Source organism: Cognatishimia activa (assembly GCF_017798205.1).
Lineage (GTDB): Bacteria > Pseudomonadota > Alphaproteobacteria > Rhodobacterales > Rhodobacteraceae > Cognatishimia > Cognatishimia activa_A.
The window spans coordinates 3,128,592-3,155,522 of sequence record NZ_CP060010.1; the positions used below are offsets into that span (position 1 = coordinate 3,128,592).

At 57.6% G+C, this 26,931-nt stretch carries 28 protein-coding genes; 1 reads left to right on the top strand and 27 read right to left on the bottom strand.

The features are described 5' to 3' along the window. Nucleotides 1-57: 57 nt before the first annotated feature. A complete protein-coding gene (locus tag HZ995_RS15480; RefSeq protein WP_209356548.1) occupies nucleotides 58-1,443 on the top strand; it encodes a DEAD/DEAH box helicase in 1,386 nt (461 codons plus the stop codon). Between the two features lie 65 nt (nucleotides 1,444-1,508). On the opposite strand, the gene HZ995_RS15485 is transcribed toward HZ995_RS15480, so the two are convergent. The 27 genes from HZ995_RS15485 to HZ995_RS15615 all read right to left on the bottom strand — a co-directional run bounded on the left by HZ995_RS15485 (nucleotide 1,509) and on the right by HZ995_RS15615 (nucleotide 26,873). Beyond that, nucleotides 1,509-3,176, bottom strand: coding sequence for a ribonuclease J (locus HZ995_RS15485; RefSeq protein WP_209356549.1), 1,668 nt, complete (start codon nucleotides 3,174-3,176; stop codon nucleotides 1,509-1,511). A gap of 6 nt (nucleotides 3,177-3,182) precedes the next feature. After that, a complete protein-coding gene (locus tag HZ995_RS15490; protein WP_209356550.1) occupies nucleotides 3,183-3,953 on the bottom strand; it encodes a type III pantothenate kinase in 771 nt (256 codons plus the stop codon). Nucleotides 3,954-3,965: 12 nt separating this feature from the next. Then, nucleotides 3,966-4,718, bottom strand: coding sequence for a biotin--[acetyl-CoA-carboxylase] ligase (locus HZ995_RS15495; protein ID WP_209356551.1), 753 nt, complete (start codon nucleotides 4,716-4,718; stop codon nucleotides 3,966-3,968). Between the two features lie 72 nt (nucleotides 4,719-4,790). Then, complete coding sequence (nuoN, locus tag HZ995_RS15500; protein ID WP_209356552.1) at nucleotides 4,791-6,230, bottom strand: NADH-quinone oxidoreductase subunit NuoN; 1,440 nt, start codon at nucleotides 6,228-6,230, stop codon at nucleotides 4,791-4,793. A gap of 12 nt (nucleotides 6,231-6,242) precedes the next feature. Continuing rightward, entirely contained in the window at nucleotides 6,243-7,784 is a 1,542-nt protein-coding gene (locus HZ995_RS15505) for an NADH-quinone oxidoreductase subunit M (protein WP_209356553.1), read from the bottom strand. Next, nucleotides 7,784-9,856, bottom strand: a complete 2,073-nt coding sequence (nuoL, locus tag HZ995_RS15510; RefSeq protein WP_209356554.1) for an NADH-quinone oxidoreductase subunit L — start codon at nucleotides 9,854-9,856, stop codon at nucleotides 7,784-7,786. Before nuoL ends, HZ995_RS15505 begins: the two co-directional genes overlap by 1 nt. Before the next feature lie 6 nt (nucleotides 9,857-9,862). Further along, nucleotides 9,863-10,168, bottom strand: coding sequence for an NADH-quinone oxidoreductase subunit NuoK (nuoK, locus tag HZ995_RS15515; protein WP_072794219.1), 306 nt, complete (start codon nucleotides 10,166-10,168; stop codon nucleotides 9,863-9,865). A 73-nt stretch (nucleotides 10,169-10,241) separates the two neighbouring features. Then, on the bottom strand, nucleotides 10,242-10,850 hold the full coding sequence (locus HZ995_RS15520) for an NADH-quinone oxidoreductase subunit J (RefSeq protein ID WP_209356555.1): 609 nt from the start codon (nucleotides 10,848-10,850) through the stop codon (nucleotides 10,242-10,244). After that, nucleotides 10,847-11,254, bottom strand: coding sequence for a carboxymuconolactone decarboxylase family protein (locus HZ995_RS15525; protein ID WP_209356556.1), 408 nt, complete (start codon nucleotides 11,252-11,254; stop codon nucleotides 10,847-10,849). Before HZ995_RS15525 ends, HZ995_RS15520 begins: the two co-directional genes overlap by 4 nt. Continuing rightward, nucleotides 11,251-11,745: an NADH-quinone oxidoreductase subunit NuoI gene (gene nuoI, locus HZ995_RS15530; protein ID WP_209356557.1), complete on the bottom strand. Its 495-nt coding sequence runs from the start codon at nucleotides 11,743-11,745 to the stop codon at nucleotides 11,251-11,253. The genes HZ995_RS15525 and nuoI overlap by 4 nt, the downstream gene beginning before the upstream one ends. A gap of 2 nt (nucleotides 11,746-11,747) precedes the next feature. Beyond that, entirely contained in the window at nucleotides 11,748-12,785 is a 1,038-nt protein-coding gene (gene nuoH, locus HZ995_RS15535; RefSeq protein WP_209356558.1) for an NADH-quinone oxidoreductase subunit NuoH, read from the bottom strand. A gap of 6 nt (nucleotides 12,786-12,791) precedes the next feature. Beyond that, nucleotides 12,792-13,205, bottom strand: coding sequence for a hypothetical protein (locus HZ995_RS15540; RefSeq protein ID WP_209356559.1), 414 nt, complete (start codon nucleotides 13,203-13,205; stop codon nucleotides 12,792-12,794). 8 nt (nucleotides 13,206-13,213) lie between these two features. After that, complete coding sequence (gene nuoG, locus HZ995_RS15545; protein WP_209356560.1) at nucleotides 13,214-15,232, bottom strand: NADH-quinone oxidoreductase subunit NuoG; 2,019 nt, start codon at nucleotides 15,230-15,232, stop codon at nucleotides 13,214-13,216. A 2-nt stretch (nucleotides 15,233-15,234) separates the two neighbouring features. Continuing rightward, nucleotides 15,235-15,630, bottom strand: coding sequence for a DUF5333 domain-containing protein (locus tag HZ995_RS15550; RefSeq protein WP_209356561.1), 396 nt, complete (start codon nucleotides 15,628-15,630; stop codon nucleotides 15,235-15,237). A gap of 169 nt (nucleotides 15,631-15,799) precedes the next feature. Then, a complete protein-coding gene (locus tag HZ995_RS15555) occupies nucleotides 15,800-16,153 on the bottom strand; it encodes a hypothetical protein (protein WP_209356562.1) in 354 nt (117 codons plus the stop codon). Between the two features lie 11 nt (nucleotides 16,154-16,164). Then, the gene (gene nuoF, locus HZ995_RS15560; RefSeq protein WP_209356563.1) at nucleotides 16,165-17,463 is read right to left on the bottom strand and encodes an NADH-quinone oxidoreductase subunit NuoF; all 1,299 of its coding nucleotides are present in this window, start codon (nucleotides 17,461-17,463) and stop codon (nucleotides 16,165-16,167) included. A 5-nt stretch (nucleotides 17,464-17,468) separates the two neighbouring features. After that, nucleotides 17,469-17,693 carry a DUF5337 domain-containing protein gene (locus HZ995_RS15565; protein ID WP_209356564.1) on the bottom strand — a complete coding sequence of 75 codons (225 nt, stop codon included), beginning with the start codon at nucleotides 17,691-17,693 and terminating at the stop codon, nucleotides 17,469-17,471. A gap of 55 nt (nucleotides 17,694-17,748) precedes the next feature. Continuing rightward, nucleotides 17,749-18,399, bottom strand: coding sequence for an NADH:ubiquinone oxidoreductase (locus HZ995_RS15570; RefSeq protein WP_209356565.1), 651 nt, complete (start codon nucleotides 18,397-18,399; stop codon nucleotides 17,749-17,751). 33 nt (nucleotides 18,400-18,432) lie between these two features. Further along, nucleotides 18,433-19,587: an NADH-quinone oxidoreductase subunit E gene (locus tag HZ995_RS15575; protein WP_209356566.1), complete on the bottom strand. Its 1,155-nt coding sequence runs from the start codon at nucleotides 19,585-19,587 to the stop codon at nucleotides 18,433-18,435. Continuing rightward, complete coding sequence (locus HZ995_RS15580) at nucleotides 19,587-20,810, bottom strand: NADH-quinone oxidoreductase subunit D (RefSeq protein WP_209358293.1); 1,224 nt, start codon at nucleotides 20,808-20,810, stop codon at nucleotides 19,587-19,589. Before HZ995_RS15580 ends, HZ995_RS15575 begins: the two co-directional genes overlap by 1 nt. After that, entirely contained in the window at nucleotides 20,810-21,418 is a 609-nt protein-coding gene (locus HZ995_RS15585; protein ID WP_209356567.1) for an NADH-quinone oxidoreductase subunit C, read from the bottom strand. Before HZ995_RS15585 ends, HZ995_RS15580 begins: the two co-directional genes overlap by 1 nt. Continuing rightward, nucleotides 21,415-21,948 (bottom strand): NuoB/complex I 20 kDa subunit family protein, encoded by a 534-nt coding sequence (locus HZ995_RS15590; RefSeq protein ID WP_245168688.1) that lies wholly within the window; start codon nucleotides 21,946-21,948, stop codon nucleotides 21,415-21,417. Before HZ995_RS15590 ends, HZ995_RS15585 begins: the two co-directional genes overlap by 4 nt. After that, the gene (locus HZ995_RS15595) at nucleotides 21,939-22,304 is read right to left on the bottom strand and encodes an NADH-quinone oxidoreductase subunit A (protein ID WP_209356568.1); all 366 of its coding nucleotides are present in this window, start codon (nucleotides 22,302-22,304) and stop codon (nucleotides 21,939-21,941) included. The genes HZ995_RS15590 and HZ995_RS15595 overlap by 10 nt, the downstream gene beginning before the upstream one ends. 330 nt (nucleotides 22,305-22,634) lie before the next feature. Continuing rightward, entirely contained in the window at nucleotides 22,635-23,423 is a 789-nt protein-coding gene (locus HZ995_RS15600; protein WP_209356569.1) for a crotonase/enoyl-CoA hydratase family protein, read from the bottom strand. 1 nt (nucleotide 23,424) lies between these two features. Continuing rightward, nucleotides 23,425-24,282, bottom strand: coding sequence for a hydroxymethylglutaryl-CoA lyase (locus tag HZ995_RS15605; RefSeq protein ID WP_209356570.1), 858 nt, complete (start codon nucleotides 24,280-24,282; stop codon nucleotides 23,425-23,427). Then, nucleotides 24,283-24,942: a glutathione S-transferase family protein gene (locus HZ995_RS15610; RefSeq protein ID WP_209356571.1), complete on the bottom strand. Its 660-nt coding sequence runs from the start codon at nucleotides 24,940-24,942 to the stop codon at nucleotides 24,283-24,285. After that, on the bottom strand, nucleotides 24,939-26,873 hold the full coding sequence (locus tag HZ995_RS15615) for an acetyl-CoA carboxylase biotin carboxylase subunit (RefSeq protein ID WP_209356572.1): 1,935 nt from the start codon (nucleotides 26,871-26,873) through the stop codon (nucleotides 24,939-24,941). The genes HZ995_RS15610 and HZ995_RS15615 overlap by 4 nt, the downstream gene beginning before the upstream one ends. Between the last annotated feature and the right edge of the window lie 58 nt (nucleotides 26,874-26,931).

Below are 26,931 nucleotides of genomic sequence, written 5' to 3' on the forward strand. Positions count from 1 at the left end.
TCTTGCGTGCAAACGACGCTGCAATGGGACGGCAGCATCCGCAAAAAATGGATACAGATGACAAAATTTTCCGACCTTGATTTGAACCCCAAGGTTCTCAAAGCCGTCGAAGACGCGGGCTACGAAAGCCCGACCCCTATCCAAGCTGGTGCCATCCCGCCTGCCCTAGAGGGCAAGGACGTCTTGGGCATTGCTCAGACCGGAACTGGCAAGACTGCCAGCTTCACCCTGCCAATGATCTCGCTTTTGGCCCGTGGCCGTGCCCGCGCACGGATGCCGCGGTCTTTGGTATTGTGCCCGACACGAGAACTGGCCGCACAGGTTGCTGAAAACTTTGATGCCTATTCCAAGAACCTCAAGCTGACCAAAGCGCTCTTGATCGGCGGCGTCAGCTTTAAGGAACAGGAAGCGATCATCGACAAAGGCGTCGATGTTCTGATCGCCACACCGGGCCGCCTTTTGGACCATTTCGAGCGCGGCAAGCTGATCCTCTCGGACGTGAAAGTCATGGTTGTAGACGAAGCGGACCGGATGCTCGACATGGGCTTCATCCCAGATATCGAACGTATCTTTGGCCTCACGCCGTTCACACGCCAGACCCTGTTTTTCTCGGCCACCATGGCACCAGAGATCGAGCGGATCACAGACACCTTCCTGTCTGCCCCTGTGCGCGTGGAAGTGGCCCGTCAGGCGACCGCATCCGAGAATATCGAACAAGGCGTGGTCATGTTCAAAGCCAGCCGTCGCGACCGCGAAGGCAGCGAAAAACGCAAGGTTCTGCGCGAGCTAATCAAGCTTGAGGGCGAGACCTGCACCAACGCGATCATCTTCTGCAACCGCAAGACTGACGTGGATATCTGCGCGAAATCCATGAAGAAATACGGATTGAACGCGGCCCCAATTCACGGCGATTTGGATCAGTCTCAGCGGATGAAAACGCTGGATGAATTCCGCAATGGCGATCTTCAGTTCCTCGTGGCCTCTGACGTGGCCGCGCGTGGTCTGGACATCCCAGACGTGACCCATGTGTTCAATTTCGACGTGCCTGGCCACGCCGAGGACTATGTGCACCGTATCGGTCGGACCGGCCGCGCAGGTCGTTCTGGCAAAGCTGTCATGATCTGCTCGCCACGCGACGAAAAACAATTTGCCGCGGTCGAAGCGCTGATCCAAAAAGAGATCCCGCGCATCGAAAACCCGGTTAAGCCGGCGGAGCGCAAGCCGCGCAAAGCCAAGACCGAAGAGCAATCGCCCGAGCCAAGCGAGGCGCGCAGCGATGAGGCTCCGGTCAAGGAAACCAACGGCAAGTCGCAAAACCAAAGCCGCTCTCGCGGTGGACGTGGCGGCCGTGGAGGTCGCGGGCGCGACGACAATGTCGTGGGCATGGGCGATCATATGCCAAGCTTTATCGCCCTCAGCTTTGACGAGCGCCGCGCGAGCTAAACGCACGAAGACAAACAAAAAGCCCTCTCAAATCGAGAGGGCTTTTTTCGTTTATAGCCAGCGCCTTAGCTCATCCGGCTGATAATCACCGTCACCTCAGGCTTTTTGCCGATCTCGCCCATGGCAGAGTTCCGCAACACACGCCGCATCCCCTCGGTGAGCTTGTCATCATCCGCCAGGGTCTTTTCCCCTGCACGGCCTAGAAATTGGCTTAGGTCTTCTTCCAGCACATCCACCAAAGGCGCAAAGCTGCTGCCTTGCTCTGGCAGACCCATCAACTCAACCCATGGTTCGCCCAATGGCTCGTCGTCCTCATCCAGAATGACATTCACAATCGCATGCCCATTCAGCGCCATGCGGATCCGGTCGCGCACAATACCATCCAGCGCGCCGATCTTGACCTTGCCGTCCAGATAGGTGCGACCAGTTTCGACAAACTCCGTGACCTTGGGTGCATCGCCCGTCAGATCCAGCATCGTGCCATTCACAGCCACCACAGAGGCGCGCCCCTTGGCCTCGGCCAGTTTCGCATGCTGGCGCAGGTGACGGTGTTCGCCATGCATCGGCACAACCATCTTTGGGTTCACAATATCCTGCAACCGCTCCAGATCCGGCCCATTGGCATGGCCAGACACGTGATAGAGCCCCGAGCTGTCATCCACCACATCCACGCCCAATTCCGAGAGTTGGTTGACGATGCGAATGACGCCTTTTTCGTTGCCCGGAATGGTTTTCGAACTGAACAGGAACAGGTCACCCTCTTTCAAGGTCATCCCATTGTGCTTGCCCCGCGCCAGTTGTGCCGTCGCTGCGCGCCGTTCGCCTTGGGATCCGGTCACCAGAAGCATCAAGTTCTCGCGCGGGATATTCTGAGCATCCTCTGGGCTGACGACCTTTGGAAAGTCACTCAGAACGCCGGTCTCAATCGCCGCTTCAATCATGCGCCGCATGGCACGACCCATGAGACAGATCGAGCGCCCTGCCCGATGTCCTGCTTCTGCCAGCGTCTTAACGCGCGCTACGTTAGAGGCAAAGGTCGTCGCCGCCACCATATTGGGCGCAGCCGAGACGAGCTTCTCGATCTCTGGGCCGACCGTGGCCTCAGAACGGCCCTCATGGCGGGAAAACACATTGGTTGAGTCACAAACCAGCGCCTGCACCCCGCCTTTGCTGACCGAGGCCCAAAGGTCCGGATCAAACGGCTCACCCACCACAGGTGTTTCATCCAGCTTGAAGTCTCCGGTGTGAATGACCCGCCCTGCCGGGCCATCAATCACCAAAGCGCCGCTTTCGGGGATCGAGTGGCTTACAGGCAGAAAGCCCACGGTGAACGGTCCTGCGGAAACCGTTTCAGGCCAGGTCGAGGCGGTCTTCACGGCCTCTTCGGGCTGCCCATGATCCACCATCTTGCGCCGCGCCAGATTGGCCGTAAACGTCCGCGCATAGACCGGCGCGCCCAGGCGATCCCAGAAATGACCCACGGCCCCAATATGGTCCTCGTGCCCATGGGTGATAAAGATCGCCTCCAGGCGGTCTTTGTTCTCGATCAGCCAGGTCATGTCAGGGAAAATCAGATCGACACCGGGCGAGGTCTCCATATCTGAAAACGTCACGCCCAGATCCACCAGGATCAGCCGTTCCGACCCCTGCTTGCCATAGCCATACACATAGGCATTCATGCCTATTTCACCCGCCCCACCGAGGGGCAGGTAGATCAATCTTTCACTGCTCATATGTCGTCAGTTGTCCTTGTTATAATCATAGATCACGGTCAGACCGTGCATCGTTAAGTCATCTTCGAATGCGTCAAACAACGCATGGCTCTGTTGGAACAACGGGGCGAGCCCCCCCGTAGAAATCACTTTCATCGGCCGATCGCGCTCGGCTTTGATGCGGTCACAGACCTCACGCACCAGCCCCACATAGCCCCAGAACACGCCCGATTGCATACAGGCCACTGTGTTCGTGCCAATCACCTTCTGAGGCTTAGCGATGTCGATATGAGGTAGGGCTGCCGCCGCCTGATGCAAGGCCTCAAGGCTGAGGTTCACACCGGGCGAGATCACCCCGCCAATATAGGCCCCATCCGCGGCCACAACATCAAAAGTGGTCGCAGTGCCGAAATCCACAACGATCAGATCGCCGCCATGGCGATCATAAGCGCCCGCTGCATTGACCAGCCGGTCAGGGCCAACCAGCGTGCCTTCATCGACACGCGGCTCTATCGGCAACAAGCATTCGGGCTTGCCCACCACCAGCGGACGACAATCAAAGAACCGATCCGCAAAGACGCGTAGGTTAAACACAACCCGCGGCACCGTGGACGAGATGATCACGTCCTTGATGTCCAACTCCAGCTCATAGTGCTTAATAAGCGTCGAGAACCAAGTGAAATAGGCATCCGCCGTACGTGCGTGGTGGGTGGATGTTCGCAGCGTGCAGAGGAATTTTTCCCCGTCCCAAATCGAGAAAACCGTATTGGTGTTGCCGCAATCGATGGCCAGAAGCATGATCTCGCCCCCTTAGAAAAACACATCCGCCGCCGGGATCGCCACGACGCCTTGAGCGGTCTTCAACACGAGATTGCCCTCGTTGTCCACTGTCTCAAAGGTCCCGGTCCATTCCTCGCGCATGGTGCGTGCTGTTATGACCTCACCGATTTTCGCTGCGCGCGAGAGCCAAGCGGTTCGGATCGGCTCAAACCCATAGGTCGCAATCTGCGCCTCCCAACGGGCAAATGCCGGGGCCAAAACGTCCAGAAACTCTTCGGGCGTCACGAGAACACCGGTCTCAGACAACAGCGACACCGGCCGCGTGGCCCAGGCCTCAACCTCGCCCACATCAGGCGCAGCCGCAAGGTTCACTCCCATGCCAATCGCGATATGGCTGATGATCCCGCCCGGCCCACCTGCGCTCTCCAGAAGGATACCCGCAACCTTGCCGCCATTCAGCAAAATGTCATTGGGCCACTTCAGCGAAAACCGCGCGCCCTGCCCGGTCACATCACTCAGCGCATCATGCAGCGCCAGTGCCGCCACAAAACTGCGCTTCGCCATCTCACTGGCCTGCGCTGCTGGCCGCATCACCAGAGAACCGGCAAAATTCCCCTCAGGATGGCTCCAAACACGCCCTCGCCGCCCATGGCCCGCCGTCTGCTTTAGACCCAAGATCCACGTCGGCCCCGCCAGATCCGCCGCCATACGCGCGGCCTCGGCATTGGTGCTATCGACCTCAGCCAAGATCCGCCGCCCATATCCTTCAGGCCACTCCGTCATATTCATCTTGCTCCAAATACTCAAAAGGCGCGCCACTTGCGGGCGCGCCTTTCGTCAATTCGTTTAGCTGCTTCAGTTGACCAAAGCCGCCGCCGCAACCTGTGCCAGAGTCTCAACGCCAAAGAGGTTGATCACACCAAAGAGCATCGCAGCTGCTGAGCCCATCAGGAAGACGCTCAGTACCGGGCTGCGGTTCTTGTCGAGCCCGTCTTGATCCTCACCGAAGTACATAAAGTAGACGATCCGCAGGTAGTAAAACGCGCCAATCACCGAGGCGATCACACCGGCCACCGCTAGCCATGCCAAGCCTGCATCATAGGCCGCGCGCAGCACATAGAACTTGCCAAAGAAGCCTACCAGCGGCGGAACACCTGCCAGCGAGAACAAGAGGATCAGCATCGCCAGCGCTTTGCCTGGCTCGCGTTTTGCGTACATGTTCAGCGCATCAATTTTGCTGACGGGCATCCCGTCTTTTTCCATCGACAGGATAAAGGCAAAAGTGCCGATATTCATGGTCACATAGATCGCCATATAGATCAGCATCGCCTGCACGCCAAAGGCCGTACCAGCCGCCAAGCCCATCAGCGCAAATCCCATATGAGCAATCGAGGAATAGGCCATCAGACGCTTGATATCGCGCTGCCCGATTGCTGCGACCGCACCAAGGTACATGGACAAGAGCGACAGCAAGGCCACGATCTGTTGCCAGTCGCCGACCACGCCACCGAAAGCGTCATGCACAACGCGGGCAAACAGCCCCATCGCCGCCATCTTAGGCGCGGTTGCAAAGAAAGCCGTGATCGGGGTGGGCGCGCCCTCATAGACGTCGGGCGTCCACATGTGGAACGGAACCGCCGAGACTTTGAACGCGAGGCCAGACACGATGAACACCAAACCAAAGAGCAGACCCAGAGGGGTATGGCCCTCACCCACTGCCTGAATGATGCCCGCGAAATTCGTGGTGCCTGCAAAGCCGTAAACCAGCGAAGAGCCATAAAGCAGCAGACCTGAGGACAGCGCGCCCAGCACGAAGTACTTCATGCCCGCCTCGGTCGAGCGCACAGAATCCCGACGCAAAGACGCAACCACATAGAGCGCCAGCGATTGCAGCTCGAGGCCCATGTAAAGCGCCATGAGGTCTCCGGCCGAAACCATCACCATCATGCCGACAACGGCCAGCGCCACCAGCAGCGGGTACTCAAACCGTAGGATGTTCCGGCGCGCCATATAGTCCTGGCCCATGACCAAAACAGCCGCCGCAGACAAGAGGATCGTCACCTTGGCAAAACGCGAGAAGGCATCGTCATTGTACATGCCGTTGAACGCGGTTTGCGTGCCGCCCTCGCCAAAGCCGATCCAGGCCGCCAGCAGCACAAAGATCAGAGATGTCACCCAGGTCAACAGACCCGCAAGCCCGTCTTTGCCTGTGTACACCGCGCCTACCAGCGCGACCATTGCGTAGATCGCCAGTAGAATTTCCGGCAGAACGATTGTCAGATCAGCAGAGATCATTCCCGTCTCTCCTTAATGGTCGCCAGCGTGCGCGGCATCAGCCATATGCGCAACGGCGGTGTCATAGTTAGCAATCAGCGCTTCAACCGAAGGGCCAATGATGTCGGTGACCAGCGATGGATAGACACCCAGGATCAGGGTCATTGCCACCAGCGGCGCGAAAATCCATTTCTCGCGCGGGGTCATGTCTTTGAGGGTCTTGAGGCTCTCTTTGATCAGATCGCCCATGACAACCCGACGATAGAGCCATAGCGCATAGGCCGCCGAGAAGATCACGCCCGAGGTCGCAATCGCTGCGATCCAGGTGTTTTTCTGGAAGGCGCCCATCAGCGTCAGAAATTCCCCGACAAAGCCCGAGGTGCCCGGCAGGCCGACGTTGGCCATGGTAAAGAACATGAAGATCAGCGCATAGGCCGGCATGCGGTTCACAAGACCGCCATAGGCGTCGATCTCGCGGGTGTGCATCCGGTCATAGATCACGCCCACACAAAGGAAGAGCGCGCCAGAGATAAAGCCGTGGCTCAGCATCTGGAAGATCGCACCATCGATACCCTGCTGGTTCACAACAAAGATCCCCATTGTCACGTAGCCCATGTGCGCAACGGATGAATAAGCGATCAGCTTCTTCATGTCTTCCTGCACCAGCGCCACCAGCGAGGTGTAGACAATCGCAATCGCGGACATCCACAGGACGAGGTCGGTAAGGACCTCGGACCCGATCGGGAACATTGGCAGGCTAAAGCGCAGGAAGCCGTAGCCCCCCATTTTCAACAGGATCGCAGCCAGAACCACAGACCCCGCCGTCGGCGCCTGAACATGCGCATCTGGCAACCAGGTGTGCACGGGCCACATCGGCATTTTCACCGCAAAAGAGGCAAAGAAGGCCAGGAACAGGAGCGTCTGCAGACCGCCAACGATATGCACGCCTAGGATCGAGAAGCTCTCGGACGCGAAGGTGTGGTTCATCAGGGTCGGAATGTCAGTCGTGCCCGCATCAGCAAACATCGCCACCATCGCCACCAGCATCAGCACAGAGCCAAGGAAGGTGTAGAGGAAGAACTTAAAGCTCGCATAGATGCGGTTCTTGCCGCCCCAGATACCGATGATCAGGAACATCGGGATAAGGCCTGCTTCAAAGAACAGATAGAAGAGCACCAGATCCAGCGCCATGAACACGCCAAGCATCAGCGTTTCCAGCAGCAGGAAGGCAATCATATATTCTTTGACGCGGTGCTTTACGTCCCAGGACGCGGCAATCGTCAGCGGCATCATGAAAGTCGTCAGCATCACAAACAGAACCGAAATCCCGTCCACGCCCATCTTGTACTGAAGCCCCAAGAGCCACTCGCGTTCTTCGACAAACTGCATGCCGGTGTTGTTCGGGTCGAACTCAGCCAGAATGAACAGAGAAACAAGGAAGGTGATCGTGGTCGCGATCAAGGCCACCCATTTGGCGTTGCGTTGCGCAGCAGCGTCGTCTCCGCGCAGGAAGACGAGCAGGATAGCTGCAGCCGCCAGCGGGATGAAGGTCACAATGGAAAGAAGGTTATCCATTAGTGGGATCCTCCGGAGAAGGTCATCCAGGTCACGAGAACGGCGATGCCGATCACCATGGCGAATGCGTAAGTAAAGATGTAGCCCGACTGCGCGCGGCCAGCGAGTTTGGTGAAGAAGGGCACGATGCCCATGGCAACGCCATTGAGGAAGCCATCAATGACCGTTCCATCTCCGCGTTTCCACAGGAAGCGGCCCAGGGCCTGCGCGGGACGCACGATGAGGAAGTCATAGATCTCGTCAAAGTACCATTTGTTCAAAAGGAACAGGTAGAGCGGACGCTGGCTCTCGGCCACTTTGCGCGGCATGCTTGGGTCCCAAATGTAGAACCAAAGCGCGACGATTAGGCCCAGAAGCATCGACACAAACGGCGAGAGTTTCACCCAGGTCGGCACGTAGTGCGCTTCGTGCAGAATGGTGTTTTCTGGTTTGATATAAATCGCTGCTTCGCCCGGCTCATCCGCCATCACGTATTTCAGCTTGGACGCTTTCGGGTTGTTCTCGGCAACGGCTGCAGCCAGCTCTTTTGCGGGTTCTTCATAGTGACCGCCAAAGAACTTCACGACCTCATTGGTTTTGCCAAAGAAGCTGCCATACCAGATCGCACCGGCAAAGACCGCGCCAACCGCCAGAACCCCAAGTGGGATCAGCATGACGCGCGGGCTTTCATGCGCGTGTTCATGGGTGTGCATGTCGCCCCGTGGTTTTCCGTAAAAGGTCAGGAAGATCAGACGCCAGCTGTAGAAAGACGTGAACAGAGCCGCCACGACCAGCATCCAGAAAGCATAGCCGCCGTTGGTTGCCGCATAGGCGCTCTCGATCACTGCGTCTTTCGAAGCAAAGCCCGCGAAGCCGATGTAGCCGCTGAGTGGAATACCAACGCCGGTGATTGCGAAAGTACCGATCATCATCGCCCAGAACGTATAGGGCAGCTTTTTGCGCAGACCGCCATAGTTCCGCATGTCCTGCTCGTGGTGCATGCCGTGAATGACGGAGCCCGCGCCAAGGAAGAGCATCGCTTTGAAGAAGGCGTGTGTGAACAGGTGGAACATTGCGACCGAATACACGCCAACGCCTGCGGCTACGAACATGTAGCCGAGCTGCGAACAGGTCGAATATGCAATCACGCGTTTGATGTCGTTCTGAACGAGGCCCACGGTCGCCGCGAAAAACGCAGTGGTCGCACCGAGGAAAGTCACGAACATCATCGCCTCAGGCGCGAACTCCATGATCGGAGACATGCGGCAGACAAGGAAAACACCTGCGGTCACCATGGTCGCCGCGTGGATCAGCGCGGAAACCGGGGTCGGGCCTTCCATCGCGTCGGGCAACCAGGTGTGCAGGATCAGCTGCGCCGATTTGCCCATTGCGCCAACAAACAGCAGGAAGGCGATCAGGTTTGCCGCGTTCCAGTCGGTCCAAAGGAACCGCACGGAGGTTTCAGCTAACATTGGGCCAGAGGCAAAGATCACATCAAAGTTGATGCTGTCGGTCAGCATGAACAGCGCGAAAATCCCCAGCGCAAAGCCAAAGTCACCCACACGGTTCACCACAAAGGCTTTGATCGCCGCCGCCCCTGCGCTCTGTTTCTTCCAGTAGAACCCGATCAACAGATAGGACGCGACGCCCACGCCTTCCCAGCCAAAGAACATCTGAACAAGGTTGTCAGAGGTCACCAGCATCAACATCGCAAAGGTGAAGAAGCTGAGGTAGGCGAAGAAGCGCGCTTTGTAGTTTTGATCGTGATCAAAGTTCTCGTCATGCGCCATGTAGCCGAACGAATACAGGTGCACGAGCGCGGAAACCGTGGTCACAACGATCAACATGGTCGAGGTCAGACGGTCCAGACGGATCGACCAGCTGGTGTCCAAAGACCCTGATTGAATGAAGTTCAGGATGTGGATCTGCTCGGTTTCAGACCCGTGGGTCAGGAACACAATCCAGCTCAGCAGAGCGGCAAGGAACAAAAGGCCGGTGGTCACATATTGCGCCGCCGTTTCTCCGATGTATCGCCAGCCAAAGCCTGCGATGATGGCGCCCACCAGTGGGGCAAAAAGGATGATCGTTTCCATGCCCGATTAGCCTTTCATCACGTTGACGTCTTCGACCGCGATCGTGCCGCGGTTTCTGAAGAAGCTGACGAGGATCGCGAGACCAATCGCCGCTTCTGCCGCCGCAACCGTCAGGACAAAGAGCGTGAAAACCTGCCCGACCAGATCTCCGAGGAAACTGGAGAAGGCTACAAGGTTGATGTTCACCGCCAAGAGCATCAGTTCGATTGACATCAGCAGGATGATCACATTCTTCCGGTTCAAAAAGAGCCCGAAGATGCCGATGACGAACAGCGTGGCTGCCACCGTAAGATAATGTTCTAGACCTATCATTTTTGTCCCTCGGTCTTTGCGTCGGTCCCGTTTTCTTGCAAAGAAAACGCGTCGATTTCTTTCAGAAATCGGGTCAGAGTCCCTGCCCCGGTTTCACATCTTTCAATTCCATAGCTTGCGCCGGATCACGCCACATCTGCTCCAATACGTTCTGACGCTTGATGTCGCGACGGTGGCGCAGGGTCAGCACGATGGCTCCGATCATCGCCACCAACAGGATCAACCCCGCCAGTTGGAACAGCATGAAATATTGATCATAGATCAAAAGGCCCAGAGCCGCAGTGTTCGTCACACCCTCAGGCGCAACCGCCTCACGCAGCGCCTGCGCGTTCTCGGCTTCGGTCCAGGCGCCAAAGGCCAGACCGAATTGCATCAGCAGAACCACCCCAATCAGCAAGGCAATCGGCAGATATTGCGCCATGCCGGCCTTAAGCTCGGCAAAGTCGACATCCAGCATCATCACCACGAAGAGGAACAGCACCGCGACCGCCCCCACGTAGACGATGATCAAGAGCATCGCGACGAACTCAGCCCCCAGCAGAACGAAAAGCCCGGCAGAGCTGAGGAAAGACAGGATCAGCCAGAGCACAGAATGCACCGGGTTCTTGCTGATCACGGTAAACAGCCCGCCTGCGACCACTGAGATCGCGAAAAGGTAAAAGGCAAATGCAGCGATAGTCATGTGTCATCTTCCTCGGATTCAGCCAGAACCTCTTGCGCGAGTTCCATCACTTTGGTCATGGCAGGGATGCCGGCGAACATGGACATCTGTCCGATACATTCGACGATTTCCTGTTTCGTCGCGCCCGCCTCAAGCAGGTGGCGCACGGTCAGGCGGACCTGAGATTCAGCCTGCCCGCCTAGAACGGTCAAAGCCGCGAGCGTCAGCAAAAGGCGCGTCTTGGCGTCCAGCCCGTCTTTGTTCAGCGTATTGCCAAAGAACATTTCCATCATGTCTTTGGGCATGGTCGGCCAGAGGTTTTCAAACCCCTTAGGCGTGAAGGATTCCAGCGCAGGGTTCATGGCCTTGGCCATGTCCTGATACTGCGCGATCATCGCTTCGAATGGGTTCTTTGGATCGCTCATCGGTAGGGTGCATCCAATTCCAGATTGCGCGCGATCTCGGCTTCCCAACGGTCGCCATTCGCAAGCAACTTTTCTTTGTCGTAAAACAGCTCTTCACGGGTCTCGGTGGCGAATTCGAAATTCGGGCCTTCGACGATCGCATCCACCGGGCAGGCCTCTTGGCAGAAGCCGCAATAGATGCATTTCGTCATGTCGATGTCATAGCGCGTGGTCCGGCGGCTGCCGTCTTCGCGGGGTTCCGCGTCAATGGTGATCGCCTGCGCCGGGCAGATCGCTTCGCAAAGTTTACAGGCAATGCAGCGCTCTTCGCCGTTGGGATAGCGGCGCAGCACGTGTTCACCGCGGAAACGCGGGCTCAGCGGCCCTTTTTCATGCGGGTAGTTCAGCGTCGCTTTGGGGGCGAAGAAATACTTCAGACCCAGCTGGAAGCCTTTGATGAAATCCGCCAGCAGAAAGTATTTCGCGGCGCGGGTGTAGTCGATGTTTGCCATCCTTAGCCTCCGATCGCCCAGCGGGCATAGGCGCCGCCAAAGGCCTCAAATTTCGCGAGGAACGCCACGATCACGACCCAGATCAGAGACATCGGCAGGAAGACTTTCCAACCAATACGCATCAGCTGGTCATAGCGGTAGCGCGGGGTGATTGCCTTTACCATCGCAAAGACAAAGAAGAAGAAGGCCATCTTAGCGACCATCCAAAGTGCACCATCCTCAATGCCCGGGATCGGGGACAACCAACCGCCAAAGAACAAGAGCGACGTAAGCGCGCACATCAGGAAGATGGCGATATATTCACCGGCCATGAACAAAAGGAACGGCGTTGAGGAATATTCCACCTGATAGCCAGCCACCAGTTCGGATTCCGCTTCGGGCAGGTCGAACGGCGGGCGGTTGGTTTCCGCCAAGGCGCTGATAAAGAACAGGAAGACCATCGGGAAATGCGGCAGCCAGTACCAGCTGAAGAAGCCATAGTCTCCGTCCTGCGCGCGGACGATGTCGCCGAAGTTCATGGAGCCAGAGGAAATGATGATGCCGATGATGATCAGACCGATAGAGACCTCATAAGAGATCATCTGAGCTGCAGAGCGCAAGCTCCCTAGGAATGGGTATTTCGAGTTAGACGCCCAACCGCCCATGATCACGCCGTAAACCTCAAGCGATGAGACCGCGAAGACATAGAGGATCGCCACGTTGATGTCGGACAAAACCCATGTGTCATTAAACGGGATCACCGCCCAGGCAATCAGCGCCAGCACAAAGGACGTCAGCGGCGCCAGCATAAAGACCGTTTTATCCGCACCCGCAGGCACAACGATCTCTTTCACCACATATTTCAACGCATCCGCGACGGTTTGCAAAAGGCCCCAGGCCCCCACCACGTTCGGGCCACGCCGCATTTGCACAGCCGCCCAGATTTTGCGGTCCCCATAGACAAGGAACAGAAGCGAGATCATCACAAAGCCCACAACAGCAAGCACTTGCGCGACGATGATGACGCCTATTCCAAGAGGGGTTGTCAGAAATTCAGCCATTGGTCCTCACACCGTGGGTATTCCGTTTTCTTCGCAGGCCGCGACCGTGACTTCTGCGTCAATGGTCTTAAGCCCACGGGGCAAAGCAGGCGACACGGTATAGACCGCATCTCCGAGCCATTTATCGCCCTCGATTTCAATTGTTGTGCGCACGTGGCGCGCAAATCCAAAGCCGCGGATCAGCGCATATTGCGCGGCGGCACATTCGGCATAGTCATCCAGCGCTTCGGGGTCTCGGGCGTTCTGCATTTCCACGTGGAAATTCACCAGATCACCATCCAAAAGCGTGGTTTGAATACCGTCATAGCTTGGGGACAAATCCGACACCTCGCGGGTGACAGAGCCCTCTTGCATCGTGCAAGCCGACAGGCCGGCGACCAGCGCCAGCGAAGTCAGTGCCTTATGCAATGTTGCCCCCATTCTCGGTCTTACTCCGCAGCCAGCGGCGCATCTTTGCGCGCTTTGGCATTGGCCGATAGCTCTGCCATCAAGGTTGAGGCGCGGGCAATCGGGTTGGTCAGATAGAAATCATTGATCGCGTTGCGGAAATCCGCATTGCCGAGGCTGTCCGTCGCCAGCGCTTCGCCTTCGTTTTCAATGACTTCGTCGATTTTCTTGAGGTGCGGCACGTCCGTCACCAGCGCATTGCGCAGTTGCGCGAGGCTGTCGTAAGGCAGCGTCGCCCCAAGTTCGGCAGAGAGCGCCCGCAGGATCGCCCAGTTCTCTTTCGCCTCACCCGGCGCAAAGTTCGCGCGCATGGCCAGCTGTGGGCGGCCTTCGGTGTTCACGAACAGACCGTTTTCCTCTGTGTAGGCGGCACCCGGCAGGATCACATCCGCGCGCATCGCGCCACGGTCGCCGTGAGAGCCCTGATAGATCACAAATGGGCCTTGGTCGATGTCGACCTCATCGGCGCCCATGTTGTAGATGACCTCGGCACCCTCGGTTGCGGCCAAAAGCCCGCCCTCGGTAACCGCACCCACATCCATTGCACCCACACGGCTGGCTGCGGTGTGCAGAACCAAGAGTTTCGACTTGGTTTCCGCAGCGAGCTGTTGAGCGGCCGCGAGGACCGCGAGCCCATCCGCTTCGTTCAAAGCACCCTGGCCGACGATCACAACGGACGGCACATCCAGCACCGGACCATGCTTCCCGCCCAACAGAGTGCCGAGCGCTTTGCGGTCGGTGCCTGCGTGGTGGTAGTCATAAGTCAGATCAGCGGCTTCACCCACCAGACCTACATTCGCGCCATTGATCCACGCCTTGCGGATCCGTGCATTCAGAACCGGAGCCTCTACCCGAGGGTTCGTGCCGATCAGCATGATGTATTTGGCGGCATCGATGTCTTCGACAGAGGCCGTGCCCACGTAACCCGCGCGGTTGCCAATCGGCAGGCGCGCATTGTCGGTGCGGCATTCAACGCTACCGCCCTGCCCTTCGACCAAGGCCTTGAGCGCATACGTCGCCTCAACAGACACCAGATCGCCGATCAGACCCGCGACTTTCTTGCCCTTCATGGCCTCGGCCACTTTGGTCAGAGCCTCAGGCCAGCTTGCCGGACGCAACTTGCCGTTTTCACGCACATAGGGGCGATCCAGACGCTGACGGCGCAGGCCGTCCCAGACGAAACGGGTTTTGTCGGAAATCCACTCCTCATTCACGCCATCATGGTTGCGCGGCATGATCCGCATGACTTCGCGACCCTTGGTGTCCACGCGAATGTTGGAACCCAAAGCGTCCATCACATCGATGGTCTCGGTCTTGGTCAGCTCCCATGGGCGGGCGGTGAAGGAATATGGCTTAGACGTCAGCGCACCAACTGGGCAGAGGTCAATGATATTGCCCTGCAGGTTGCTGTCCAAAGTCTGGTTCAGATAGCTGGTGATCTCGGCGTCTTCGCCACGACCAGTCTGGCCCATCTGGTTGATGCCCGCGACCTCAGTCGTGAAACGCACGCAGCGGGTGCAGGAAATGCAGCGGGTCATCACAGTGCCGACCAGCGGACCCAGATCCAGATCATCCACCGCGCGTTTGGCTTCCTTAAAGCGGGAGCCTGACACACCATAGGCCATTGCCTGATCCTGCAGATCGCATTCACCGCCTTGGTCACAAATCGGGCAATCCAGCGGGTGGTTGATCAGAAGGAACTCCATCACGCCTTCGCGCGCCTTCTTCACCATTGGCGAGTTGGTCTTGACCACAGGCGGCTGGCCCTCGGGACCAGGCCGCAAGTCACGTACCTGCATCGCACAGGACGCTGCAGGCTTCGGAGGCCCGCCGACCACCTCTACAAGACACATCCGACAGTTGCCCGCGATAGACAGGCGCTCGTGATAGCAGAAGCGCGGCACCTCGACCCCGGCCTGTTCACAGGCCTGGATCAGCGTCAGCGCGCCGTCTACTTCCACTTCTTGCTCGTCGATGATGATCTTGCGTAGGTCTGACATACTCAGTTGGCCCTTAACAGCCTGCCGATTTGGCTGGATTTTGCGATTTCAGCACGCCCAAGCGCGCAATAGGTTTCCGCGTCGCCTTTAACGACACCGTTGTTCTTCATGTAGGCTTCGCCCTCGGCCCGCATCGCGGCCTTATTGGCCTCGCTTTTGCGAAAGGCATCGATTTCAGCCTGGCTATAGCCCATGCCCTCTGCTTCGTTCTGAATAGAGTTCAGACGCAGAGCCGCCCGCACCATCCGTGCGGAAATCGACGGGCATGTCTCGCGGATCTCATTGGCGATCCCGATGTTCAACAGACCGTTCCAGACGGATGGAACATCTTTCAGATCCTGCTTCGCCTGAGCCGCGCCTGCCGCAACGACAAATCCTGCAATCAACATCATGCGCATGTGTTTTCTCCTTCCATGGCAAATGCCCCGCGCTTCACTATGCGCGAAGGCCCATTTCCAAAGGAAAAATCGGGCGCTGTTATGCAATAACACGAGCTATTCCCGCCCATTTCGGCGCGGAATTGCCCAGTGTCGGCAAGGATTGACCCAGGATATGAAACAATCAGTCTCACGGACGGCACTGCCCCTTTAAGATCAGGCTGTCGCGATTAACTTGGGTGGCGGCCTCTTCGCTCAGGGGATCAACGTCCCATTTGATGGTCGAGGTGCCGAAGTTCTCAATGCAGTATTCGGTGCCACCATAATGCGCAGCCCCTTTCGCGCCCTCAAGCGAGCGCGACACAGGACCGGCGGTCACGGTGAAAAACGTGCGGTCGTCTTTATCAATCCGCTTGGCGCTAATCCGCATACGCTCGCCATCAAAACGCAAGCCGTCGTCTTTCTTAAGACGGCTACAGCCTGACATCGCAGTCAGAGCCAAAGCGGCGCAGAGGCCGAAGGTTACGTATGAGGACGTCCGCATGGGGTTTCTCCTTACTCGGCAGCGATCGCCGAACGGCGACCCTTTTGCTGTGCCTTGATGCGGTCTTCGATCTCATCGCGGAAGTTGCGGATGAGGCCCTGGATCGGCCAAGCCGCCGCATCGCCAAGAGCACAGATGGTGTGGCCTTCAACCTGTTTGGTCACATCCCACAGCATGTCGATTTCTTCTGGATCCGCATTGCCCTGCACCAGACGATCCATCACGCGCATCATCCAGCCGGTGCCTTCGCGGCAGGGCGTACACTGACCGCAGCTCTCGTGTTTATAGAATTTCGACAAACGCCAGATCGCTTTGATGATGTCGGTGTCATTGTCCATGACAATAACCGCTGCGGTGCCAAGGCCCGAGCCCAGATCGTTGCGCAGGTAGTCGAAATCCATGATTGCGTCGCGCATGTTCTCGCCGCGCACACAAGGCACGGACGAGCCACCCGGAATAACCGCTTTCAGATTGTTCCAACCGCCCCGGATTCCGCCGCAATGCTTTTCGATCAGCTCTTCAAAAGTGATCGACATAGCCTCTTCGACGACGCACGGGTTGTTCACATGGCCCGAGATCGCAAAGAGCTTAGTGCCCGCATTGTTCGGGCGGCCAAAGCCCGCGAACCACTCGCCGCCACGGCGCAGGATCGTCGGCACAACGGCGATGGATTCCACGTTGTTCACGGTGGTCGGACAGCCATAAAGCCCAGCCCCCGCCGGAAACGGCGGTTTCATGCGCGGCATGCCTTTTTTGCCCTCAAGGCTCTCAATCAGCGCGGTTTCTTCACCGCAGATATAAGCGCCAGCCCCGTGATGCAGGAAGATATCGAAATCCCAGCCGGAACCAGCGGCATTGCGACCCAACAGACCCGCGTCATAGGCCTCATCAATAGCGATCTGCAGCGCCTCGCGCTCGCGGATATATTCGCCGCGCAGATAGATATAGCAGGTATGCGCCTGCATCGCGAAAGAGGCGATCAGACAGCCTTCAATCAGCGTATGCGGATCATGGCGCATGATCTCGCGGTCTTTACAGGTGCCAGGCTCGGATTCATCGGCGTTCACGACCAGATAGGCCGGACGACCGTCGCTTTCCTTGGGCATGAAGGACCACTTAAGGCCTGTCGGGAAACCCGCGCCGCCGCGACCGCGCAGACCAGAGGCCTTCATCGTGTCGATGATCCAGTCACGACCCTTTTCAATGATCCCCGCCGTGCCGTCCCAATGGCCACGCTGCTTCGCGCCCGCAAGCGTGCGCTCGTGCATACCGTAAAGGTTGGTAAAGATGCGGTCTTGATCCTTGAGCATCCGGTCTACCCTTTTTCTGCCTGACGCATGCGCCAGATCTGATAAATATTCACAAACGCCCAGATGAGCGCCGCTAAGGCCGCGAAATCGAACAAGAGCGCATAGCGCCCCGCCAGTCCGACCATTGGCCCGATGACTTGAAGAAGCATCCAGACAATCAGCGTTCCGGCGATCACAAGGCTGACTGTACGTCCCTTGCGTGCCATGGCTGTGTCCTTCTCGCGCTCCATCTCGTCCCTCGTGTTGCATCAAGGCGCGACGATCCGCGCCCTGACATGTTCTGTTTTACTTCGCCATGTCCTTGGCCTGCGACACCCAATCGTCCCGCGTGATCCGGCCTTTGAACTTGAGGCGTGCATCGACCCATTCGATGTCAGACGGGCCCCAGGCCGCGATCTGTGAGAAATGGTAAATGCCAAGTTCATTCAGTGTTTTCTCAAGACCTGGGCCCACGCCTTTGATCATTTTCAGATCATCCGCGACGCCGCCTTTCGGCCCATCCAGAACTTCTGGGCTATCGCTTGCCTCAGCAGGTGCCTCGGCGGCAGGTTCAGGCGCGGCCTCTGGTTCAGCTTCGGCGGCAGGCTCAGGCTCTGCGACCGGCTCAGGTGCTGCCTCTGGCTCCGCAGCCTCTGGCTCGGGCGCTGGTTCGGGAGCCGCTTCTGGCTCAGGCGCGGCTTCTGCAACAGGTTCCGCCACAGGCGCTGGCGCAGGTGCGGGATCTGCCGCTGGGGTCGAGGTCGCAGCAGGCACATCATCACCGCCAAGCAAAAAGCCGATCAGCCAATAAGCTATGAAACCAGCAATCAGACCTAAGATCACGGCCAGAAGCCACGCCATGGCGTCTTCGGCAACGAAGTAAACGATCAAAAACACCCCGATGGCGATGACCCATCGAAGAATGCTATGCGTTGAATTTCCGTTTCCGTTTGCCATGTCTAGCTCCTTTTACCCTGTCTTATTAGTCACTTAGTAGACGTCACCTTTAGATACTTTCTTAGAGAACTCGGTCTCTCCACCCTCTGCCAAAATCTTGGCTTGCTCGATCCAACCATCGCGTTCAATGCGACCTTTGAATTTCAAGCGAGAGTCGACCCACGCCACTTCGGCCTCGGTCCATTTTGCAATTTGGTCAAAGTGATAGAAGCCAAGCTCGTTGAGCGTCTGCTCAAGCTTTGGTCCCACACCTTTCAATTGTTTCAGATCGTCTGCACCGGCTTTGCGCGCAGCTTTCATGCGGCGCGGTGCTTTTTCCTTAACCTCGGTAGCCCCTGCGGCGGCTTTCTCGGCCTTGGGCGCGGCTTTCTTTGCAGGTGCTTTCTTGGCAGGTTTTTGGCCTTGCTGCGCGGCTGACTTCGGACGTTCTGCCGCCGCGGGCGTCGGATCCGCCGCATCGCGACCCGCGACTTTGCCGTCTTTGCCAATCCAAGGCGTGGTCAAAGGCACCTCAGTGCCATCGATCCGCTTGATGCTGTCGCCCAAATCGGTCGCCAGTTGTGCAGACGCGTTGTACTTGGTTTTGCCAGAGTCAAACTCACCCAAAGAGGTTAACCCGTTCAGAGGCTCTGCCGCGTAGCGACCGTTCTGAGGACCCGGGACCGGAACCTCGCCACGTGCCATTTCGTCGATCATTTCGCCAAGGCGTGCAGCCGTCAGGTCTTCGTAGTAGTCCTTGCCGATCTGCGCCATTGGAGCGTTTGCACAGGCGCCAAGGCATTCGACCTCTTCCCATGAAAACTTGCCATCTGCAGACAGCTCATGCGGGCGTTCGGCGATCTTTTCTTTGCAAACTGCGATCAGATCTTCGGCGCCGCAGATCATGCAGGACGTCGTGCCGCAAATCTGCAAATGCGCAACGGAACCAACAGGTTGCAGTTGGAACATAAAGTAGAAGGACGCGACCTCAAGCACACGGATATAGGCCATGCCCAAGAGATCCGCGACCGCCTCGATGGCTGGCTTAGACAGCCAGCCCTCTTGCTCCTGCGCGCGCCACAAAAGTGGGATCACGGCAGAGGCTTGGCGACCCTCAGGATACTTAGTCATCTGCGCTTCGGCCCAGGCCTGATTGGCGGCTGTGAAGGCAAAGCTTTCAGGTTGTTCGTGATAAAGACGACGCAGCATTAACGGTCAATCTCCCCAAAAACGATATCCATGGTGCCGATGATCGCGGCCACATCAGCCAGCTGGTGGCCTTTGGACAGGTGGTCACAGGCCTGCAAATGCGCATATCCCGGCGCGCGGATCTTGGCGCGATAGGGCTGGTTTGTGCCGTCGGCGACCAGATAAACGCCAAACTCACCTTTCGGTGCTTCAACCGCAGCATAGACCTCGCCCGCAGGGACGTGGAAGCCTTCGGTGTAAAGCTTGAAGTGATGGATGAGGCTCTCCATCGAGGTCTTCATATCAGACCGTTTTGGTGGCGTCAGCTTGCCCCGCGCCAACACGTCGCCGGTGGCTTCGCGCAGTTTCACGATAGCTTGGCGGATGATCGATACAGACTGGCGCATTTCTTCCATACGCATAAGGTAACGGTCATAGCAGTCGCCGTTCTTGCCCACAGGGATCTGGAACTCGAACTCGTCGTAGCACTCATAAGGCTGTGCACGACGCAGGTCCCACGCAAGGCCAGCAGAGCGTGCCATGACGCCAGAGAAGCCATATTGCAGCACGGTTTCCTGATCCACGACGGCGATATCAACGTTACGCTGCTTAAAGATCCGGTTTTCGGTCAACAGCCCATCGATATTGTCCAGACGCGCTGGGAAGGTAATCGCCCATTCCTCGATATCGTCCAAGAGCTTGTCGGTGATGTCCTGATGCACGCCGCCGGGACGGAAGTAGTTCGCGTGCAGACGCGCGCCACAGGCCCGTTCGTAAAAGATCATCAGCTCTTCGCGGTCTTCAAAGCCCCAGAGCGGCGGGGTCAGCGCGCCGACGTCCATCGCTTGGGTGGTGACGTTCATCAAGTGGTTGAGAACACGACCGATTTCGCAGAACAAAACGCGGATCAGCTGGGCGCGACGCGGCACCTCGGTACCTGTCAGCTTTTCAATGGCCAGACACCAGGCGTGTTCCTGATTCATCGGCGCCACATAATCCAGCCGGTCAAAATACGGCAGGTTCTGCAAATAGGTGCGGCTTTCCATCAGCTTTTCGGTGCCACGGTGCAGCAGGCCGACGTGCGGGTCGCAGCGTTCTACGATCTCGCCGTCCAGTTCCAGAACCAGACGCAACACGCCGTGCGCCGCAGGGTGCTGCGGGCCGAAGTTGATGTTAAAGTTGCGGATTTTCTGTTCGCCCTGCAGCGCGTCTACGCTGCCGTCGTCAAACTTGGAGCCGTCCATCATTTCGCCTCCTCCTGCTTTTCGTCACCCGGCAGGATGTAATTCGCGCCCTCCCAAGGGGACATGAAATCAAACTGACGGTATTCTTGCGTCAGGCTCACCGGCTCATAGACAACACGCTTGAGCTCTTCGTCGTAACGCACTTCCGTGTATCCAGTGGTTGGGAAGTCTTTGCGCAACGGATGGCCACGGAACCCATAGTCAGTAAGCAGGCGGCGCAGGTCTGGGTGATCTGTGAAGATAATCCCAAACATATCAAAGACTTCGCGTTCAAACCAATTCGCGCCTGCATGGACAGGTACGATAGACGGCACCATATCCTCTTCGCGGATCGAGACCCGCAAGCGCACCCGTTGGTTCTGGTGCATGGACAGGAAGTGATAGACCACGTCAAAGCGTTTCGCCCGCTCTGGATAGTCCACAGCGGTAATGTCGATCAGGGTCGAGAATTTGCAGGTCGGCTCGGTTTTCAGGAACTCGACAAAGGCCAAGAGGTTGCTTGGGGCCACGTCAATGTTCAGCTCGCCGAAGCTGACGTCCCACGCCAGGACGCAATCGGTACGTTTGGCCTCGATCAGAGCGCCCAGTTCGTTCAGTGCTTCACTCATCGTACCAAAGTCCCTGTGCGGCGGATCTTACGTTGCAACTGCAGGATCCCGTAAAGCAGTGCTTCCGCTGTCGGAGGGCAGCCTGGTACATAGACGTCGACAGGAACAACCCGGTCGCAGCCGCGCACAACCGAATAGGAATAGTGATAGTAGCCACCACCATTCGCGCAAGATCCCATGGAAATCACATAACGCGGCTCTGGCATCTGGTCATAGACCTTGCGCAGCGCAGGGGCCATTTTGTTGGTCAGGGTTCCGGCCACGATCATCAAATCCGACTGACGCGGAGACGCGCGCGGCGCGGTGCCAAAGCGTTCCAGATCGTAACGCGGCATCGACAGCTGGATCATTTCCACAGCACAGCACGCCAGACCAAAGGTCATCCAGTGCAGCGAGCCGGTCCGGGCCCAGTTGATAATGTCCTCGGTCGAGGTCAGCAGAAAGCCCTTGTCCTGTAGCTCGGCATTCAGAGCCTGCGTCGCGACTTCTTTGTCAGCACCCGCAGAGTTCGCACCTGTCACTACTCCCATTCCAAGGCCCCCTTCTTCCACTCATAGGCAAAGCCAATTGTCAGAACGCCCAGGAACACCATCATCGACCAGAAGCCGACCATCGAGATGTCCTTAAAGGCCACAGCCCAAGGGAAGAGCATCGCGATCTCGAGATCGAAGATGATGAAGAGGATCGAGACCAGATAGAACCGGACGTCGAACTTCATCCGCGCATCGTCAAACGCGTTGAAACCACACTCGTAAGCGCTGACTTTTTCAGGGTCGGGATTTCGAACGGCAACAACAACAGCGGCGAGAATAAGAACAAGGCCAAGTGCAATGGCGATGGCCAGAAACACGAGGATCGGGAGGTACTCCCTCAGCATCTCTTCCACAGGGTGGCTCCTTTCATGCACAGCAGCGTGCAGTCTAGATGGCTGTATCAATCATCGTGGGTTTACCTGTGCCCTCTTGCGTGGTCAACCAAAAGGGCGCTTTCTCACCTTAAATTGTGAACCATTTGTAAACCCACACTAGATATGCGCTGAGCGTCCTGCGGGCGGCGGTGAGGTGATCGGCCTTTGGGAAAGGCAGATTTCCTCAAGAAGCCAGCAAAATCGCCTTAAAAACATAGTATTTCTACGGGTGCAGAAAACGCGCGTTGAAAGGCCAGTCATCAGAGCGGGATTGTAAATTATTTTTCCACGGTCTTGTTGACTAATTTTCTAAGAAACCCAACGCGGTTTCCGCTTTTCAAAAAACGCAGAAACGCCTTCCTTCGCGGTCTCGGTTTCCCAGCATGAAACCAGCTCGGAAATGCTGTGATCGATGGTCTCTTCGGTGATGTTACCCCCAAGTGCGAGGGCCAGACGTTTGGCCCGCGCAACGGCTTCAGGTGCAGCGCTCAGGTATGGCAAAATCTCGGCCTCAACGGCCGCATCGATCTCGTCTTTGGCCACCACCTTGGCGAGCAACCCAAGCTCTTTTGCCTCGCCTGCATCAAACAGACGCGCCGACATGAACACGCGTCGCGCATTGGCCTCTCCCATACGGGCGAGGACATAGGGGCCGATGGTGGCCGGGATCAAACCAAGTCGCGTCTCAGTGAGACCCATTTTGATCCCCTCAACCGCAATCGCCACATCACAGACCGAGGCCATCCCAACGCCGCCGCCAAAGGCATTGCCTTCAATACAGCCGATCAAAGGTTTGGGCAGTGTGTTTAAAGCATTGAGCATCATTGCGAGCGCTTTGGCTTCGCGCGCACGGGTCTCGGCATCCGCCGCCATCTGTTCTTGCATCCAGCCAAGATCACCGCCTGCGCAGAAACTCTTGCCGGCCCCCTTCAGCACAACGACCCGAACATCCGCGTCCTGCCCCAATTGCCTTGCCGCTTCCGTCAACTCTTGGATCATCAGGGCCGAAAGCGCATTGTGCTTTTCCGCTCGGTTCAACAAAAGCGTCGCCACGCCGCGCGAGTCAGTCTCCATCCGAATTGTTTGAAACGCGCTCATTTTATTCTCCTGTGCGCATGGCCCGTGCCATGTCAGCCGCTTTTGCCAGAACGTCGGCATCTAAACCGGTGTCATACCCCAAAGCCTCAAGCCGTGCCTGAACCCCTTCGGTAGCAACATTACCCGCGGCGCCCGGCGCATAAGGGCAGCCCCCTAGCCCACCGACCGCCGCATCAAAGACGCGAAGGCCTTGATCCAGCGACGCCTCGATATTGACCAACGCACGACCGGATGTGTCGTGATAATGGCCTGCGAGTTTTTCGACCGGAACCTCTTGGCTCACCACCTTCAGCATCGCGGTAATCCGCTCGGGCGTGGCTTGTCCGATTGTGTCACCCAGCGAGATCTCATAGCAGCCCATGTCAAACAGATCCCGCGCGACCTTCGCAACCTGCTCTGGCGCGACGGGCCCGTCATAGGGGCAATCCGAAACGCAGCTTACATAGCCGCGCACCGGGATGCCCTGCGCTTTGGCCGCCTCAGCGACTTGTGCAAATCGTGCGAGGCTTTCTTCGATGCTGGCGTTGATATTGGCCTTTGAGAACCCCTCAGACGCCGAGCCAAAAATCGCGATTTCATCCGCTTTGGCCGCAACCGCGCCGTCAAACCCGCGCATGTTGGGAGTCAGCGCCGCATAGGACACGCCATTTGCCCGCGTGATACCCGCCAAAACATCCGCAGAATCCGCCATCTGAGGCACCCATTTCGGGGACACAAAACTCGCCACTTCGATGCGACGAAACCCGGCAGAGCTTAGGCGATCGACCAGCGCAATCTTGTCCGCCGTTGCGATCTGTTGTTTTTCGTTCTGCAGACCATCGCGCGGGCCCACCTCGAATATCTCAACAAACTCAGACATCTAAACCTCGGGAACAGGATAAAAATCCTGCGCATAGAAGTTTTGCGGCCCTTCTTTGGCCAATACGGATTGATAGGCGGGGCGCGCCTCAATGCGGTCGATATAGGCGCGCACGTTTGGAAATGGCGCGAGGTCGACAAAGAATGGCACAGCGAAAAGGTTAAACCCCAGCATAGTATCCGCCGCCGAAAAGCCGCTTGGCAACAGCCAGTCCTGCCCATCCAAAGCTGCCTCAATAACCTTCACAGACGCCTTTAGCCGAGCGACTTCGAGCTTTAGAACGACTGGCGAAGCTTTGGCAGGCGGGCGTAAGAACACCATCTGCAAATTCAAGGACGCAATCGTGCTGGCCTGGGTTTCCGCATAAGACAGCCACTGAAGAAAGGCGATGCGCTCAGCCTCTCCGGCCAGACGTCCCAATGCGTGCTCCGGCCGCGTTTCACAAAGGTATTCGGTGATAGCGGGGCTTTCAAAAATCACCTGCCCGTCGATCTCTAACGCAGGCGCACGACCACCCGGGGATTTTGCGAGATAGGCCGGATCGCGCAGGGATCCATCCGTGATCGCGTAGGTCTCGACATCATAGTCGAGCCCCATTTCTTCCAGCAGCCACATAATGCGCATCGAGCGCGAGTAAGGAATATGATGCAGAGTGATCATTCGGCGCCCTCTTCCATTAGGATCAGAACATCGCCCGCATTGACCTGAGCCCCTTCCGAACAAGGTACTTCAGACACCACACTATCCATGCCAGCAAGCAAAGCGTGCTCCATCTTCATGGCCTCGAGCACCGCAAGCCGGTCGCCTTTCTTGACCACATCGCCGGGCTTAACGAAGAGCGCCTTGACCACGCCCGGCATCGGAGCGGCCACAGAATTCCCTGCAGCATCGGCATCGGTCTGACAATCCAAAGGATCAACGACCTGAAACGCCACGCTTTGACCCGCAAAGACTGTAATTACACGCCGCTCCGCCGCATGCGCATGAACAGGCTGCCCGTCACAAGTCCATACTCCCGCCGCGCAGCCAAACTCAAAGGTGTCGCCCAGCGCTTGGACCGCAATATGGGACGGGCTATGTACCTCGACAGCAACGGGATAGACCTCTTCCTCAAGCGACAGATCAAAGCTTTGGCGCAGAGCGCCCCAAAGCGAGAACCCGCTTTCTGGGGTCAAAGATGGCAGAACCGCAAACAACCCGGCCTGCGCAACAATCAAAGATGTGACACCCTGTGCTGCGATCAGTTGGTCATAGTCCCGCGCGATCAGGCCCGTGTCGACCTCACCTTTGGAAAACCCCTCATGAGCAGCCAGTTTTGCCAAAAACCCGAGGTTCGTCACTGTCCCAGCAAGCTCGGTCTCGCCCAGCGCACGGCGCATCTTGGCAAGCGCAATCTCGCGCGTCGCCCCATGGGTGATCAACTTTGCCACCATCGGATCATAGAAAGGCGAGATCTCATCTCCGGCCCGCACACCACTGTCCGCGCGACAGCCGTCCGAGAACTTCAGGTGCGAAATCCGGCCAATCGCTGGCAAGAAATTATTGTTCGCATCCTCCGCATAAAGGCGCGCCTCAAAACTGTGTCCCGTGATCGTCAGATCCTCTTGCGCCATAGGGATCGGCTCCCCGCTGGCCACGCGCAGCTGCCATTCCACCAGATCCACGCCCGTAATGGCCTCAGTCACAGGATGCTCCACCTGCAAGCGCGTGTTCATCTCCATAAACCAGAAACGATCCGCCCTAAGACCGTCCGAGCCGTCCACGATAAACTCAACAGTACCCGCGCCCTTATAGCCAATCGCCTCCGCAGCCCTGACGGCCGCCTGCCCCATAGCTTCACGCACTTCTTCGGTCATGCCAGGCGCTGGCGCTTCCTCAAGCACCTTCTGGTGACGACGTTGCAAGGAACAGTCGCGTTCAAAGAGATGCACGGCACGCGTCCCGTCTCCAAACACCTGAATTTCAATATGACGCGGGTTCTGGATGAACTTCTCGATGAGAACATCTGCATTGCCAAAGCCCGTCATGGCCTCGCCCTGCGCACTCGCCAAGGCCTCCGCAAAATCAGACGCGGTTTCAACGATCCGCATCCCTTTGCCACCACCTCCAGCAACAGCCTTGATCATAACCGGATATCCAATGCGCGCGGCTTCCTCGGCCAAGAAAGCCGCATCCTGATTGTCCCCATGATACCCCGGCACAACAGGAACACCCGCCTCAACCATCAAAGCCTTCGCCGCATCCTTAAGCCCCATAGCCCGGATCGCAGTAGAGCTTGGCCCAATGAACACCAGTCCCGCAGCCTCTACCGCATCAACAAACTCAGGATTTTCCGACAAAAACCCATAGCCCGGATGAATAGCCTCTGCCCCCGTGGCCAGCGCCGCCTCAATAATGGCATCCCCACGCAAATAGCTCTCTGCAGGCGCAGCTCCGCCAAGGCTCACCGCCTCATCCGCCATCGCCACATGCTTCGCGCGCGCATCCACATCCGAATGCACCGCCACACAGGCCACACCCTTCGACTGAGCGGTCTCTATCACGCGGCAAGCGATCTCTCCGCGATTGGCAATCAGGATCTTTTGAAACATCACCTGAACCTCGTTTCTCTTGCATCAAATATCCCGGGGGAATTGGCCGCCAGGCCAA

Bases quoted from the DNA above. Each gene is read 5' to 3' on its own strand.
- HZ995_RS15480 (WP_209356548.1), top strand. From the start codon at position 58: ATGACAAAATTTTCCGACCTTGATTTGAACCCCAAGGTTCTCAAAGCC.
- HZ995_RS15485 (WP_209356549.1), bottom strand. From the start codon at position 3,176: ATGAGCAGTGAAAGATTGATCTACCTGCCCCTCGGTGGGGCGGGTGAA.
- HZ995_RS15490 (WP_209356550.1), bottom strand. From the start codon at position 3,953: ATGCTTCTGGCCATCGATTGCGGCAACACCAATACGGTTTTCTCGATT.
- HZ995_RS15495 (WP_209356551.1), bottom strand. From the start codon at position 4,718: ATGACGGAGTGGCCTGAAGGATATGGGCGGCGGATCTTGGCTGAGGTC.
- nuoN (WP_209356552.1), bottom strand. From the start codon at position 6,230: ATGATCTCTGCTGATCTGACAATCGTTCTGCCGGAAATTCTACTGGCG.
- HZ995_RS15505 (WP_209356553.1), bottom strand. From the start codon at position 7,784: ATGGATAACCTTCTTTCCATTGTGACCTTCATCCCGCTGGCGGCTGCA.
- nuoL (WP_209356554.1), bottom strand. From the start codon at position 9,856: ATGGAAACGATCATCCTTTTTGCCCCACTGGTGGGCGCCATCATCGCA.
- nuoK (WP_072794219.1), bottom strand. From the start codon at position 10,168: ATGATAGGTCTAGAACATTATCTTACGGTGGCAGCCACGCTGTTCGTC.
- HZ995_RS15520 (WP_209356555.1), bottom strand. From the start codon at position 10,850: ATGACTATCGCTGCATTTGCCTTTTACCTTTTCGCGATCTCAGTGGTC.
- HZ995_RS15525 (WP_209356556.1), bottom strand. From the start codon at position 11,254: ATGAGCGATCCAAAGAACCCATTCGAAGCGATGATCGCGCAGTATCAG.
- nuoI (WP_209356557.1), bottom strand. From the start codon at position 11,745: ATGGCAAACATCGACTACACCCGCGCCGCGAAATACTTTCTGCTGGCG.
- nuoH (WP_209356558.1), bottom strand. From the start codon at position 12,785: ATGGCTGAATTTCTGACAACCCCTCTTGGAATAGGCGTCATCATCGTC.
- HZ995_RS15540 (WP_209356559.1), bottom strand. From the start codon at position 13,205: ATGGGGGCAACATTGCATAAGGCACTGACTTCGCTGGCGCTGGTCGCC.
- nuoG (WP_209356560.1), bottom strand. From the start codon at position 15,232: ATGTCAGACCTACGCAAGATCATCATCGACGAGCAAGAAGTGGAAGTA.
- HZ995_RS15550 (WP_209356561.1), bottom strand. From the start codon at position 15,630: ATGCGCATGATGTTGATTGCAGGATTTGTCGTTGCGGCAGGCGCGGCT.
- HZ995_RS15555 (WP_209356562.1), bottom strand. From the start codon at position 16,153: ATGCGGACGTCCTCATACGTAACCTTCGGCCTCTGCGCCGCTTTGGCT.
- nuoF (WP_209356563.1), bottom strand. From the start codon at position 17,463: ATGCTCAAGGATCAAGACCGCATCTTTACCAACCTTTACGGTATGCAC.
- HZ995_RS15565 (WP_209356564.1), bottom strand. From the start codon at position 17,693: ATGGAGCGCGAGAAGGACACAGCCATGGCACGCAAGGGACGTACAGTC.
- HZ995_RS15570 (WP_209356565.1), bottom strand. From the start codon at position 18,399: ATGGCAAACGGAAACGGAAATTCAACGCATAGCATTCTTCGATGGGTC.
- HZ995_RS15575 (WP_209356566.1), bottom strand. From the start codon at position 19,587: ATGCTGCGTCGTCTTTATCACGAACAACCTGAAAGCTTTGCCTTCACA.
- HZ995_RS15580 (WP_209358293.1), bottom strand. From the start codon at position 20,810: ATGGACGGCTCCAAGTTTGACGACGGCAGCGTAGACGCGCTGCAGGGC.
- HZ995_RS15585 (WP_209356567.1), bottom strand. From the start codon at position 21,418: ATGAGTGAAGCACTGAACGAACTGGGCGCTCTGATCGAGGCCAAACGT.
- HZ995_RS15590 (WP_245168688.1), bottom strand. From the start codon at position 21,948: ATGGGAGTAGTGACAGGTGCGAACTCTGCGGGTGCTGACAAAGAAGTC.
- HZ995_RS15600 (WP_209356569.1), bottom strand. From the start codon at position 23,423: ATGAGCGCGTTTCAAACAATTCGGATGGAGACTGACTCGCGCGGCGTG.
- HZ995_RS15605 (WP_209356570.1), bottom strand. From the start codon at position 24,282: ATGTCTGAGTTTGTTGAGATATTCGAGGTGGGCCCGCGCGATGGTCTG.
- HZ995_RS15610 (WP_209356571.1), bottom strand. From the start codon at position 24,942: ATGATCACTCTGCATCATATTCCTTACTCGCGCTCGATGCGCATTATG.
- HZ995_RS15615 (WP_209356572.1), bottom strand. From the start codon at position 26,873: ATGTTTCAAAAGATCCTGATTGCCAATCGCGGAGAGATCGCTTGCCGC.